Genomic DNA, 14408 nt, shown 5'->3' with positions numbered 1-14408 from the left:
ACTGCAAATGTGTTGCAAATCTACAACAATCAAAAGTTGGACTAAGCAATTTGACGTATTCACTTGCGCCACACAGGCGCATTTTGCAAAAATTGCACTGACCTTCTTGGAAATGCATAGCGATTCCGAGGGAGTTACTGGAGGTCAGGGTGTTTTTTAAATAATCCGGCCAAAAGCAATATCCTTACACAAGTTGTAAAAACAACATTTTTGGAGATTCGTATGAATACAAAATTAAACGTTGCAGTTGCAGCAGCTCTGTTCGCTGCAGCTACTGGCGCTCAAGCTGGTATCGTTATCCCAGCTGGTGACTGGACTCTGGACATCGGTGGCGTGGTTAACGCTTACTACACAAACACTAAATTCGGTGGCGATACAGGTGCTGGTACAGCTGCTTTGGGTTTAGGTGCTGGCGATGCTAGCTCACAAAGCAATATCACTACTGGTTTGCTGCCAAACTACCTGAGCGTTTCTGGTAAAACACGTCAAAACGATTTGGATGTTGGTTTCACAATCAGCATTAACCCAGGTGCTTCAACAAGCAACTCTGGTATTCAAGGTTCACAACAAGAAAACCGTCAAGCATTCTTGACATTCGGCGATGCTTCTTGGGGTTCTTTCAAACTGGGTAAAGATCTGGGCATTTTCGCTTCAGACGCTATCTTGAACGACATGACATTGTTGGGCGTTGGTGGCGGTGCTGGTTCACTGGCTGGCAACACTACAACATTGGGCCGTATCGGTTCAGGTTTCATGTATGCTGACTGGAAATCTCAAGTTGCTTACACATCACCAAACTGGAATGGTTTCCAATTCACAGCTGGTATCACACAAGGTTGGAACGCGACAAATACCGGCGTTCCTGCAGCGGCTACAGGTGCTGGTTCTACAGACCGTTCAGGTGCTGCAACTGCTTACGAAGGTAAAGCTTCTTACGAGTGGACAGGTGATGTAGCTGGTAAAGTTTGGGCTTCTGCTATTAGCCAAAGAATTGCTGGTGTAACTGGTGTAGGTGGTAGTGAAACTGCATATGCATGGGATGTTGGTACGACAGTTAACTTGGCAGGCTTTGGTTTGACTGGCTACTTCTACGATGGTAAAGGTATTGGTCAAACATTCCAATTTGCTGGTGGTTTAGATGCTGCTGGTAACCGTCGTGATTCTAAAGGCGGCTATGTTCAAGCTACTTATGCATTGCCAGGTGTTGGTACAAAACTTGGCGTGAGCTGGGGCCAATCTACATTAGAAGGCAATTCTGCTGATTTAGCTCTGGATGAAATCAAAGACAGTATGTGGACAGTTGGTGCTTACCACCCACTGACCAAGCACTTGAATTTGGTTGCAGAGTTCTCTAAATCAGAGCGTGAATATGACAACCGTACGACAACAGTAGAAGGCAATGCTAAAACTGTGTCTCTGGGCGCGATCTTGTTCTTCTAGTTTAATTGCAGAGTATTCTGCTTAAATTAAAAGTCAGAAAAACGGCAACTTCGGTTGCCGTTTTTTTATCTTTACCTTGTCTTAAAGCTTTAATTAATTTGGTGATGATCAGTTATGAATTTGTATCCAGTGACAATTGTAGAAAATTTTTATGAAAATCCGGATGCGGTACGCATATTTGCATTGAATCAAAAATATCAATATCGCCATCAGCTAAAAGATGTACCGTACGTTTTCCCTGGTGCGAGAACTAAAGATTTATCCGTAATCAACAAACCTTTATTTGAGCAGGTCAGCAATAAGATAATTTCGCTATTTCATAATCCCGACCATGAACGTATGCGATGGGCTATTTCCACTAACTTTCAAAGTGTGAGTGAAGATTATGGCAGAGGAGTAATCCATACCGATGGCAATGCGGTATTTGCTGCTGTGTTGTATCTGAGTCCTGATGCACCTTTAGATTCAGGAACCTCATTATTTAAACGAAATAAGCAATTCGATCAGACTGCTTATGAAAAAGCACTTAAGGAAAATGATAAACGGTTTGCAGCTGGCACCATCGCGATGGATACCGGATATCACTCCATGTTTGATGAAATTGTACGGATTAATAATGTTTATAACACGTTGATTTTGTATGAAGGTCGGCATTATCATGCAGCCAACAAGTTCTTTGGGAAAACCTTAAAAGACTCTCGTCTTGCACAGGTATTTTTTGTTAGCAGCATTGATGCACAAAAGCACAGTTCTTTTCCAATCTGGCGTAGTCAGCAAATCAAAATTTGATGACTAGTCATCAATCCCTAATTCCTGAATTTTCCTTGTGAGCGTGTTACGACCCATGCCAAGCTGATTGGCTGCCTCTATACGGCGACCGTCGGTATGTGCCAATGCACGGGTAATTAAGATACGTTCAAACTCTTTGATTTTGGCATCCAGAATATTTGTTTCTCCGCGGTTGAGTGCATCAGTCACTTCTTGCGCCAAAGCCTCTTGCCAGGAGCCGCCACTATTTTGCTTGCTCGAGTCTTCTTTCAATTCGGGTGGCAAATCGTTGACATCTACATTTTGCCCAGGTGCCATGACTGTTAACCAGTGACATACGTTCTCTAATTGACGTACGTTACCGCTCCAGCTTACTGACATCAGGTATTTAAGTGCGGCGGGTGAAAGTTGCTTTGGTTCAACACCTAACTGCTGCGCACTGTGTGCCAGGAAATGCTTCGTCAGGAATGGAATATCCTCACGACGCTCACGTAGAGGTGGCAAGCGCAAGCGGATGACGTTCAAGCGGTGGAACAGATCCTCCCTGAACAAGCCTTGTTTAACCCGCTCTTCCAGATCCTGGTGGGTGGCGGCAATCACGCGTACATTCACCTTAATGGGTTGATGGCCGCCTACACGATAGAATTGACCATCTGACAGCACGCGTAATAGCCTGGTTTGCAAATCTGCCGGCATGTCGCCGATTTCATCGAGAAACAATGTGCCGGTGTCTGCCTGTTCAAAGCGCCCTCTCCTGGCGGCTGCAGCCCCGGTAAATGCGCCGCGTTCGTGGCCGAATAGTTCTGACTCCAATAAGTCTTTAGGGATCGCTGCGGTGTTAATGGCAATAAAGGGCTTATCTGCACGTGGGCTATGTCTGTGCAAGGCGCTGGCGACCAGCTCTTTACCGCTACCGGATTCGCCATTAATCAGCACTGTAGAATGCGAGCGGCTTAGGCGGCCTATGGCACGAAAGACTTCCTGCATGGCAGGTGCCTGCCCGATAATCTCAGGTGTAGGCTCATCATCTTCAACTTTTTCCACGGCCTGGCGCATGCTTTCATCAACGGCACGTTTGATAATTTCGATTGCCTGGTCAACATCGAAAGGCTTTGCCAGATACTCAAAGGCACCGCCCTGGAAAGCTGCAACCGCGCTCTCCAGGTCTGAATATGCAGTCATGATAATGACCGGGATTTCAGGGTAACGTTGTTTAACCTCTGATAAAAAATCCAGCCCAGAGCCATTCGGCATACGGATATCGCTGACGATCACCTGGGGCTGTTCACGGTTAAGGGCGTTGAGTGCTTCAGCAGGTGATGAAAAGGTTTTAAATTCAAAATCGGTGCGGGCTAAGGCTTTCTCAAATACCCAGCGGATTGATTTGTCGTCATCTAAGATCCAGATTGGCTTCATGGTATTTCTCTTTAGAATTGCTGTTTGATTAATATTAGTTCGAGTTAAATGCCGAAAGAGACTTCACGCAAAGACCTCATGGTTATGATTTAAATAACGTGCTTTCAATAGGCAATAGAATATGGAAAATAGTTTTTCCCGGCTGTGAATCACAATCGATCATGCCGTGGTGTTGGGTAATAAAGGTTTGTGCCAAGGCTAATCCCAAACCGGTTCCCCCTTCCCTGCCAGATACCAGCGGGTAAAAAATACGTTCTTTAATATCAGCGGGAATGCCGGGACCATTATCAATAATTTCCAGATGAATACCGACCCGGTAACGCTTTCGCGCCAGAGTAATTTGACGCTCTGCACGCGTGCGGAACGTAATGCTGGCATCTTTTGTGTGGTTTTGCTGCATCGCTTGCGCTGCATTACGTGCAATGTTTAGTACGGCCTGAATCAGCTTCTCGCGGTCGCCAATCAGTTCAGGCAAGCTGGTGTCGTAGTCGCGGATCACTCTGATATTATTGGGAGATTCTGCCAGCAGCAGGCTACGAACGCGCTCAAGCACTTCATGGATATTGGTTGGCTCGTATTTGGGCACACGATGCGGCACCAATAAGCGATCCATCAGGCTATGCAGACGGTCAGCTTCTTTAATAATGACCTGGGTATATTCTTTCAGACTGGGTTGCGGCAATTCAAATTCAAGTAATTGCGCTGCGCCACGCAGGCCACCTAAAGGGTTACGGATTTCATGGGCCAGGTTGCGTAGCAGTTCGGAATTGGCCTGTTGCTGAATCAACATGCGTTCTTCCCGGGCGATGCGTAACTGCTGATCCATTTGTACAAATTCCAGAATCAGCATGTCTTCAGACGTCTGGTTAATATTGGTTGAAATCGGCGTTACGGTGCAAGTGACTGCAGTGGTATGTCCACGCTGTGTAGTTAAAGTGAACTCGTGTTCGCGGAAAGGTCCTTGCGTTTGAATGGCATTGGTAACTGCCATTTGCAGGATTTCGCAATTCACAAATACGTCGTGGATATGCAGGCCTTGAATTTGGTTGGCACTAAAGGCGAATAAAATCTCTGCGCTTGAATTGGCATAGGTTACTTCGAGCTGGTTATTCAGCAATATCACCGCAGTGGCAATATGCTCTAGCCCGTTAAACCCATTCGGAGAAATTTGAACCATATCCTTAGCTTTTAATGATCAGCTTGTTAAAGTAAGTGATGACGCCCTGTTTTAAAGCAAAAGCCAAGCCAATTCTATATGATTTATTTCATTCCAAATTAAAAACTCCCAAAATGGTGCATTTAGTGCGTAAGCTCTTTATTCAGCAAGTCAACATTACGTTGATGAGCCTGGATTTCAGCCTCAATAATGCGTAATTTTTCTTCGTACTTAGCCACATTCCTAAAGGTTTTTCCGTTCGCGGCTCTGTACACTTCCGGGATGTTTTTTTGCTCTTCATAAAGCTGCATTGCGTTCTCAAGTGCTTGTTTTTCTTGATCTAATTCCGTCATTAAAATTTCACGACGTTTAGCATCGCGTTGAGCCTGCACCTGATTATCCACTTTAGGAAAGTTGCTAGGGGTAGGTGTTTTGGCAGTAGACTTCTTTTGGGGTGTAACTGCAGGAGGTGCAGTCTCTTTTGGTCCGCTAATCACTAACTCAGGGTTCTGTTTACCTTCAGGCTTGATATTGGTATAGGTGGTTACGCCATTGCTGTCAGTAAATTTGTAAATATCAGCGAAACTGGCGTGAGCTGCCAACAAGGTGGTGATAAAGTAAAAAAGTCTTTTCATGGCAATAGTTTAGAGTAGATTGTATAGCTTATCAACGTAGCTGAAATTCGAATGGTTGACGCTTGAGAGAACCATAAAAAAACAGGGCAGCCGAAGCTGCCCTGTTTTGGTGCGCATCTTGCGATTAGCAGGAGTAGTACAGACCAAACTCAACAGGATGGGGTGTTTGACGTAACTTGGTCACTTCTTCCATTTTCAATGCAATGTAAGAATCAATCCAGTCATCAGAGAAAACGCCACCACGGGTCAAGAACTCGCGGTCTTTATCCAGATACTCAAGCGCTTGTTCAAGTGATGAACATACGGTTGGTATCAATGCATCTTCTTCTGGTGGCAGATGGTACAAGTCTTTAGTCGCTGGTTCACCTGGGTGAATCTTGTTCTGAACGCCATCAAGGCCCGCCATCAACAGGGCTGAAAAAGCCAGGTACGGGTTGGCAATCGGGTCTGGGAAGCGCGCTTCAACACGGCGAGCTTTATCAGAATGTACGAATGGAATACGGATCGCTGCAGAACGGTTTTTAGCTGAGTAAGCCAGTTTTACCGGCGCTTCGTAATGCGGCACCAGGCGTTTATATGAGTTAGTACCTGGGTTAGTTATCGCATTCAATGCGCGCGCATGTTTGATAATGCCACCGATGTAGTACAGGGCGAAATCGCTCAAACCGGCATAGCCATTGCCTGCAAACAGGTTTTTGCCATCTTTCCATACGGATTGGTGCACGTGCATACCAGAACCGTTATCGCCAAACATTGGTTTAGGCATAAAGGTTGCTGTTTTACCGTAAGCGTGAGCAGTGTTGGTAACCACGTATTTCAGGATTTGCGTCCAGTCAGCACGTTGAGTCAATGTTGCAAACTTGGTACCAATTTCACATTGGCCGGCAGTTGCTACTTCATGGTGGTGCACTTCAACTGGTACGCCCAGCTCTTCCAGGGTCAATACCATGGCAGAGCGGATGTCATGCAATGAATCGACTGGTGGCACAGGGAAGTAACCGCCTTTAACACCCGGGCGGTGGCCGGTGTTGCCGCCTTCGAATTTTTCACCTGATGACCAGGCTGCTTCTTCAGAATTGATTTTAACGAAGCTACCACCCATGGTGGCGTCCCATTGTACGCTGTCAAAGATAAAGAATTCTGGTTCAGGACCAAAATAGGCTGTGTCGCCCAGACCGCTTGATTTCAAGTATGCTTCAGCGCGTTTGGCCAGGCTACGTGGGTCACGGTCATAACCTTTACCATCGGTAGGGTCTACAACATCACAGGTCAGCACTAATGTTGGCTCGTCAAAAAACGGGTCAACGAATGCAGTGCTTGCATCAGGCATCAGTTGCATATCAGAAGCTTGAATGCCTTTCCATCCAGCGATGGAGGAACCGTCAAATGCATGGCCTTCAGTAAATTTATCTTCGTCGAAGTGAGAAACCGGCACGGTTACGTGCTGCTCTTTACCTCTGGTGTCGGTAAAACGGAAATCGACAAATTTGATGTCGTTTTCTGCAACCAATTTCATTACGTTTGCAACGGACATTACATTCTCCTCAATGATCAAGGTCTAAAACCGGTTTTTAAGTTGTACACGCAAAAAACGGGACATGTTGCGGATGTCCCGAAACGTGGGCAAATACTCATAATGGATTTGGAATTCTGCTTAACACTGAATCCCGCTAAATCTTAGAGTGTAATATTAGCAGGAAGCATGCCACCCAAAAATATGCATTTTACGTGGTTTACAGGTAACCTGCATAAAATAGTAAAAACCGTTAGCACCATTTGTGTGCATTGCAACAAATTGAGCACAAAAGTGGTGCATTAGAGAAAGCTCTGGCTTTAAAGGTATACTCTTCACTTTAGTAAATAATGATCAAAACTAAAGGTGGTACCGTGAGTAATTTGGATGATATTTTAAGTAACGGCAATACGCGAGGAAAGCAAAGTAGCCTGCCTTACGCAGGTGCGTTAACCCCACAAGAAGCATATACATTGATTGATCAAGGCAAAGGCGTCGTGCTGGTGGATGTAAGATCGCGTGCAGAACTCGAATTGGTTGGCCGTGTGCCGCTAGCTAAACATATTGAGTGGGCTTCTTACCCGGGGATGGTGCCAAACCCTGATTTTGCAGCTCAGTTGCAAACACAAGTAGACAAAAATAGTACCGTTATTTTTATGTGTCGTACTGGTGGACGTAGCCATAACGCTGCACTATTGGCACAGCAGTTGGGATATGGCAATGCATACAATATGCTGGAAGGGTTTGAAGGCGAAGCTAACGAACTCAAGCAGCGCACACTGATAAACGGCTGGAAACACGCAGGTTTACCGTGGAATAACTAATTAAATAGCGTATAAGCCAAATCAATCGACCTTATCAAATCTTTAACGTATGTCCACCGAAAAATTCGCAGTGATTGGGCATCCAATCGAGCATAGCAAATCGCCTTTAATACATCAGGCTTTTGCCAGCCAATTCGATAAATCCATTAGTTACGAAAAGCTGCTGTCACCGCTGGATGGATTCTGCGAAACGGTGAGCCGCCTGCTTTCAGAGGGTTACCGCGGTGCCAATATCACTGTGCCGTTCAAGTTTGAGGCGTTTGAAGCCAGTCACGTGCTCTCAGACCGGGCAACCGCTGCTGGCGCAGTAAATACGTTAAGTTTTAAACACGAGCAAATCATTGGCGATAATACCGATGGTTGTGGTTTGGTAAACGATATTCTCAAGCACTGGCAACGTAACATTAATGGGCAAAAGATTTTGCTGCTAGGCGCTGGCGGTGCGGCTCAAGGGGTGATATTGCCGTTATTGGCGCAGAAGCCGGCGCAGCTGACGGTAGCTAATCGCAGCCTGGATAAAGCACAGACCATGGTGCAGCGATTTGAAGCTGATGCGCAATTGAATCAGGCAAAGTTGGCAGTGCAAACGTTTGATGATTTAGCTGAAAATTATGACATTGTGATCAACGCGACTTCGGCCGGTTTGCAGGCAGAGGCATTGCCACTAAAGGATACGATTTTTGCGCATCACACCTTGGCTTATGACATGATGTATGGCCGTGAAACACCTTTTATGCAGCAAGCCCGCGCAGCTAAAGCACAAGTCTGTGATGGCCTGGGTATGCTGATAGAGCAAGCCGCCGAAGCCTTTTATATCTGGCATGGCTTACGTCCGGATACTGCACCCGTGATTCAATCATTCAGACAATACTGACTAGTTAAAAATAAACGTTAACGCCATGAAGCAAACCCTCAAACTGTTTTTCGGCATTCTGTTGTTATGGGTAGTGCTTTATCAAATATGGGTACTCGCACATATATTATGGTGGGTTGATCATAATCCTGAATCAACGGCCTTTATGGAAGCCAGGTTAGAGGCCATGCAGGAAGCCAAACCTGAAGCCCGGTTGCAACAAAAATGGGTGCCTTATGCCAGGATGAGTTCGCATTTAAAACGTGCGGTGATTGCAGCTGAAGATAGCAAGTTTATAGAGCACCAGGGTTTCGACTGGAACGGGATAGAAACTGCGTTTGAAAAAAACCTTAAAAAAGGCAGGATTGTGGCTGGCGGCTCAACCATCAGCCAGCAATTGGCAAAGAATCTGTTTTTGTCCGGGCACCGTACACCCTGGCGCAAAGTGCAGGAAGCCATCATTACCTTTATGCTCGAAAACCTGATGAGCAAACGCCGTATCCTGGAAATCTACCTGAATGTCATTGAGTGGGGTGATGGTGTGTTTGGCGCGGAAGCGGCGGCAAAACATTACTTTCACAGCAACGCCAAAGCACTTGGCCCGAGTGAAGCTGCACGGTTGGCAGCCATGATCCCCAATCCACGCTTTTATGATAATCACCGCAGCACACGCTTTTTAAACCGCCATGCCGCCACCATACAGGCCCGCATGCGATTGGTGAAAGTGCCCTGACTTTCAGGCTTTATTTAAGCAATCAATCGCAGGCAATACGCCTAGAATCCATAGCAGAACTATTTGTATGTGGCACAAACCACATCCGCAGTCAGTGCAAGCACTGCAGGGGAAAGGTTGCATGTTGACCTTAGCCCTTTACAGCGAGATGTTCCAACAAGGGTGTGAGGTAACGGCCAGTATAACTGGCCGTATTTTTTGCCAGTGTCTCAGGCGTGCCCACGCCAACAACCATACCACCGCCATCGCCCCCTTCCGGGCCCATATCAATCAGCCAGTCTGCTGTTTTAATCACATCCAGGTTGTGTTCAATGATGACTACCGTATTACCGGCATCGCGCAAGCGGTGAATGACGTCCAGCAATAACTGGATATCCGCAAAGTGCAGGCCAGTGGTTGGTTCATCAAGGATATATAAGGTACGGCCGGTGTCTCGTTTGCTCAACTCCAGTGCCAGTTTCACCCGTTGGGCTTCGCCGCCAGACAAAGTTGTCGCTGACTGACCCAAAGTGATGTAACCCAAGCCAACGTCCAGCAGGGTTTTGAGTTTCCGCGCAATCACCGGCTGCGCATTGAAAAAGTCATGCGCCTGCTCAACTGTCATTTCCAGTACTTCACGGATATTCTTGCCTTTGAACTGGATTTCCAGCGTCTCGCGGTTGTAACGGTGGCCTTTACATACATCACAAGGTACATACACATCCGGCAAGAAGTGCATTTCCACGCGTAAAACGCCGTCGCCCTGGCAAGCCTCACAGCGGCCCCCTTTAACGTTAAAAGAATAACGTCCTGGGCCATAGCCACGTGCCCGGCTTTCCGGCACGCTGGCAAACAGGTCTCGGATAGGTGTGAATAAGCCGGTATAAGTCGCCGGGTTTGAACGCGGCGTACGGCCAATCGGGCTTTGATCAACATCGACAACTTTGTCGAAAAATTCCATGCCTTCGATGTCTTGATAAGGCGCCGGTTCGGTAGTACTGCCATATAAATGCGCGGCGACCGCACGGTAAAGCGTATCGTTAATCAAGGTTGATTTACCGCTACCGGACACACCTGTCACGCAGGTAAGCAGACCCACTGGTATTTCGATACTGACATTTTTCAGGTTATTGCCTGTGGTGCCATTCAGTTTAACCATGCGTTCCGGGTCAGGTTGCGTACGTGGCAACTTAAACTGGATTTTCTTTTTGCCGCTGATATATTGCCCGGTCAAAGAATTAGGGTCAGCCTGAATCTCGGCTGCGGTGCCTGAAGAAACAATCCTGCCGCCATGTTCGCCTGCGCCTGGACCGATATCGACAATAAAATCGGCCAGCAGAATGGCGTCCTGGTCATGCTCTACCACAATCACGCTATTACCCAAATCACGTAAACGTTTCAGGGTTTCCAGCAAGCGGTCATTATCACGTTGGTGCAGGCCAATGGATGGCTCATCGAGTACATACATCACGCCGGTAAGGCCGCTGCCGATTTGTGAAGCCAAGCGAATACGCTGCGCCTCGCCACCAGACAGTGTTTCCGCAGAACGTGAAAGCGACAGATATTCCAGGCCGACATTGGTCAGGAATTTCAGGCGGCTTTCAATTTCCTTGACGATTTTTTCTGCAATCGCCAGTTTCTGGCCATTGAGTTGCAGGGTTTCAAAAAAGTTGAGCGCCTGTTTAAGCGGCACTTCGCAAATCTGGTGGATATTTCTATCGCCTACTTTGACGTGACGGGCTTCTCTGCGCAAGCGGGTGCCGTGGCATTCGGGGCAAACTGTGGCATTGATATATTTGGCCAGCTCATCACGCACCGCAGTGGAATCGCTTTCGCGATAGCGGCGCTGAAGGTTATTGATAATGCCTTCGAAAGTATGTGATTTGCTGAAGAAAGTACCGCGTTCGTTCAGGTACTTGAAGGTAATCTGTTCACGGCCGGAACCAAACAACAAAGTTTGCTGAATTTCTTCAGGTAAATTTTCAAATGGCGCTTCCAGGTCAAAGTCATAATGCTGACTGAGGCTGGCCAGCATCTGGAAGTAAAACTGGTTACGTTTGTCCCAGCCTTTGATGGCGCCGCTGGCCAGGGATAAATGCGGAAAAGCCACCACACGTTTTGGGTCAAAGAAAGTCACGTTACCCAAGCCATCGCATTTCGGGCAAGCGCCCATCGGATTATTAAAGCTGAATAAACGCGGCTCCAGTTCAGCCAGTGAATAGTCACACACCGGGCAGGAAAACTTGGCTGAAAACAGATGTTCTTTCTCGGTATCGATTTCCAGCGCAATTGCTTTGCCATCAGCCAGGCGTAGCGCAGTTTCGAACGATTCTGCAATACGCTGCTTCATGTCTTGCCGCACCTTGAGGCGGTCAACCACCACGTCCACACTATGCTTGGTGGTTTTGGCTAATTGCGGCAGTTCGTCCATTTCATAGACTTTGCCGTCAATACGCAGGCGTACAAAGCCTTGCGCTTTCAGCATGTCAAACAAATCCAGCTGTTCACCTTTGCGGTTGGCAACGACAGGTGCCAGGATCATGAGCTTGGTATCTTCTGGCAACTTGAGCGTGCTATCCACCATCTGGCTGACAGTTTGAGACTCTAATTTAATATGGTGGTCCGGGCATTCAGGATCACCGGCGCGGGCATACAGCAAGCGCAAGTAGTCATGAATTTCAGTGACAGTGCCTACCGTTGAACGCGGGTTATGTGAAGTGGATTTTTGTTCGATGGAAATCGCAGGAGACAAACCTTCAATCAGGTCAACATCCGGCTTGTCCATCCGCGCCAGAAACTGGCGTGCATAAGCCGACAGGCTTTCTACATAGCGGCGCTGGCCCTCCGCATACAAGGTATCGAAGGCCAGTGAGGATTTTCCTGAGCCGGAGAGGCCGGTGACAACCACAAGCTGGTTGCGTGGAATATCCAGATTGATGTTCTTCAGATTGTGGGTGCGCGCCCCGCGAATTTTGATAAATTCCATGATACTTTCACGAACAGACAGCCAACCTGATAATATACGCAATTATTCTGAATTTAGCCAAAGTTTCTTCTGGCGCCAACGTTCTTATTACTATTGTCCATGCAGTTCTCTGAAAAAATGAACCAGTTGGAAACGCGTGCAACGATTGCTCTCGCTTCCATCTACGGCTTACGCATGCTCGGCATGTTTTTAATCCTGCCAATTTTCGCTATCTATGCCGAAAAGCTCGAAGGCGGCAGTAACCATACCCTGATCGGCCTGGCACTTGGCGCTTACGGATTTATGCAGGTGATTTTCCAGCTACCGTTTGGCATCGCCTCTGACCGTCTGGGCCGTAAAAAGCTGATTTATGTTGGCTTGATATTGTTTGCGATTGGCAGTATCTGCGCAGCAACCGCTACCGATATTTACATGGTGATCCTGGGGCGCGCCATTCAGGGCGCCGGGGCAATTTCTGCCGTTATCACTGCACTGGTGGCCGACTCTACCCGTGAAGAACACAGAACCCAGGCGATGGCCATGATAGGAGCCACCATAGGTTTAACATTTGCGGTTTCGTTAGTGCTTGGGCCAGTGCTTAACCAGTATATCGGCGTGCCGGGAATGTTCTGGTTGATGGCGGCTTTATCGATTGTCGCAATTGCTGTAGTCAAATTTGGCGTGCCGACACCGGTCAATGCGCATGTACATTCAGATGCACAAGCAGTCCCGGCCAGAATGCGTGAAGTACTTAAAGATAAGCAATTACTGCGTTTGAATTTTGGTACTTTTTGCCTGCATGGCGCGCAAATGGCCATGTTTATGGTGGTGCCTTTCGCGATCAAGCATAGCACCGGGATGAATGAGAACCTGCACTGGAAAATTTATTTGCCGGTGCTGATTGTTTCTTTCTTGTTGATGGTGCCGGTCATTATCTACGCAGAAAAAAAAGCCAAGCTGAAACCTGTGTTTGTCAGCGCGGTGGCATTGATGATGCTGACCCAGATTGCGTTTATTTTCAGCCTGGATTCTTTGACCGGTATCGTACTTGCCCTATTCAGTTATTTTCTGGCATTCAATATTCTTGAAGCCACCCTGCCTTCGCTAATCTCCAAAATGGCACCGGTGGCTGCCAAAGGTACAGCCATGGGCGTGCATAATACCGCGCAATCATTCGGTATGTTTTTAGGCGCAGCTATGGGTGGTTGCTTATCCAATTATTTTGGCAACAGTGCAGGTAGTGCGGTATTTTTACTCTGCGCAATCGCCATGCTGGTATGGCTGGGATTAGCGCTGGGCATGCAGCCTCCGCCCAGCGTCAAAACAAAAATGTTTAATATTCAAGGATATAACGATAGTCAGGCAGCGAAACTGGCTCAGGATGTCCGCGCCATGGAAGGCGTTTTCGAGGCGGTCGCCATTCCCTCGGAGACGATGCTCATGGTAAAGTTAGAGAATCAGCGCAGTAAAGAATTTCAGGCGGCATTGTCGCAAGCAATCATGAACAGAATAGGGAGCTAGTCGTTATGGCATCAGTAAATAAAGTTATTTTGGTGGGCAATCTGGGGCGTGACCCAGAAGTGCGCTTTATGCCGAATGGCGAAGCGGTAGCTAACTTCAGTATTGCGACTACCGAAAACTGGAAAGACAAATCCGGCGTCAAGCAGGAAAAAACGGAATGGCACAACATTGTCATTTACCGCAAACTGGCCGAGATTGCCGGCGAATACCTGAAGAAAGGCCGTCCGGTCTATATTGAAGGGCGTTTGCAAACGCGTAAATGGGAAAAAGATGGTGTCACCCGCTACACCACTGAAATTATCGCTGACCAGATGCAAATGCTGGGTTCAGGACGTGAAGGTGGTAGTACCTCATACGATGGCGGTGACATGGACCAAAACGGTGGATCGGATAATTACAACCAGGCGCCGGCACGTCAACCAGCTGCAAATAATGCAGGCGGCAATCGCAATGCGTTTAGTCAACCAGCGAGTAAACCGGCTGGCAACTTTGACGATTTTGATGACGATATCCCATTTTAAAAAACGCATTTCCAAGATAGCATCTAAAGCCCGAAAGTTTTTCGGGCTTTTTATTTGTCGATTATCTTGGAATGAAAATGCGAC

At 47.3% G+C, this 14408-nt stretch carries 12 protein-coding genes; 7 read left to right on the top strand and 5 right to left on the bottom strand.

From position 1 onward, the window contains the following. Positions 1-222 precede the first annotated feature (222 nt). Both ASG24_RS04615 and ASG24_RS04610 read left to right on the top strand, forming a co-directional pair. Positions 223-1440, top strand: a complete 1218-nt coding sequence (locus ASG24_RS04615) for a porin (RefSeq protein WP_055868537.1) — start codon at positions 223-225, stop codon at positions 1438-1440. Positions 1441-1554: 114 nt separating this feature from the next. Continuing rightward, positions 1555-2229, top strand: coding sequence for a DUF6445 family protein (locus tag ASG24_RS04610; protein ID WP_055868534.1), 675 nt, complete (start codon positions 1555-1557; stop codon positions 2227-2229). A 3-nt stretch (positions 2230-2232) separates the two neighbouring features. On the opposite strand, the gene ntrC is transcribed toward ASG24_RS04610, so the two are convergent. The 4 genes from ntrC to glnA form a co-directional block, all read right to left on the bottom strand. After that, positions 2233-3624 (bottom strand): nitrogen regulation protein NR(I), encoded by a 1392-nt coding sequence (ntrC, locus tag ASG24_RS04605; protein ID WP_055868532.1) that lies wholly within the window; start codon positions 3622-3624, stop codon positions 2233-2235. Between the two features lie 82 nt (positions 3625-3706). After that, positions 3707-4801 (bottom strand): nitrogen regulation protein NR(II), encoded by a 1095-nt coding sequence (glnL, locus tag ASG24_RS04600; RefSeq protein WP_055868529.1) that lies wholly within the window; start codon positions 4799-4801, stop codon positions 3707-3709. Between the two features lie 122 nt (positions 4802-4923). Then, positions 4924-5415 (bottom strand): DUF4124 domain-containing protein, encoded by a 492-nt coding sequence (locus tag ASG24_RS04595; RefSeq protein ID WP_055868526.1) that lies wholly within the window; start codon positions 5413-5415, stop codon positions 4924-4926. Between the two features lie 124 nt (positions 5416-5539). Next, complete coding sequence (gene glnA / locus ASG24_RS04590) at positions 5540-6949, bottom strand: type I glutamate--ammonia ligase (RefSeq protein ID WP_055830835.1); 1410 nt, start codon at positions 6947-6949, stop codon at positions 5540-5542. Positions 6950-7302: 353 nt separating this feature from the next. Here glnA and ASG24_RS04585 point away from each other — a divergent pair, with 353 nt between their 5' ends. From ASG24_RS04585 to mtgA, 3 genes are read left to right on the top strand one after another with little or no spacing between them, the layout of a single operon-like run. After that, positions 7303-7752 carry a rhodanese-like domain-containing protein gene (locus ASG24_RS04585; protein WP_082488011.1) on the top strand — a complete coding sequence of 150 codons (450 nt, stop codon included), beginning with the start codon at positions 7303-7305 and terminating at the stop codon, positions 7750-7752. A 49-nt stretch (positions 7753-7801) separates the two neighbouring features. Continuing rightward, entirely contained in the window at positions 7802-8626 is an 825-nt protein-coding gene (gene aroE, locus ASG24_RS04580; protein WP_055868521.1) for a shikimate dehydrogenase, read from the top strand. Between the two features lie 25 nt (positions 8627-8651). Continuing rightward, a complete protein-coding gene (mtgA, locus tag ASG24_RS04575; RefSeq protein ID WP_055868519.1) occupies positions 8652-9338 on the top strand; it encodes a monofunctional biosynthetic peptidoglycan transglycosylase in 687 nt (228 codons plus the stop codon). 130 nt (positions 9339-9468) lie between these two features. On the opposite strand, the gene uvrA is transcribed toward mtgA, so the two are convergent. Then, the gene (gene uvrA / locus ASG24_RS04570) at positions 9469-12303 is read right to left on the bottom strand and encodes an excinuclease ABC subunit UvrA (protein ID WP_055830842.1); all 2835 of its coding nucleotides are present in this window, start codon (positions 12301-12303) and stop codon (positions 9469-9471) included. A 99-nt stretch (positions 12304-12402) separates the two neighbouring features. Between uvrA and ASG24_RS04565 the strand changes: the two genes are divergently transcribed. Then, entirely contained in the window at positions 12403-13803 is a 1401-nt protein-coding gene (locus ASG24_RS04565) for an MFS transporter (RefSeq protein WP_055868514.1), read from the top strand. 5 nt (positions 13804-13808) lie between these two features. Beyond that, on the top strand, positions 13809-14324 hold the full coding sequence (ssb, locus tag ASG24_RS04560; protein ID WP_055868511.1) for a single-stranded DNA-binding protein: 516 nt from the start codon (positions 13809-13811) through the stop codon (positions 14322-14324). Positions 14325-14408: the final 84 nt, after the last annotated feature.

This window comes from Methylophilus sp. Leaf414, from assembly GCF_001425425.1.
In the GTDB taxonomy this organism is placed as follows: domain Bacteria; phylum Pseudomonadota; class Gammaproteobacteria; order Burkholderiales; family Methylophilaceae; genus Methylophilus.
Note: the sequence above shows the minus strand (reverse complement) of the source record. Positions and strands in the feature narration are given on the sequence as shown.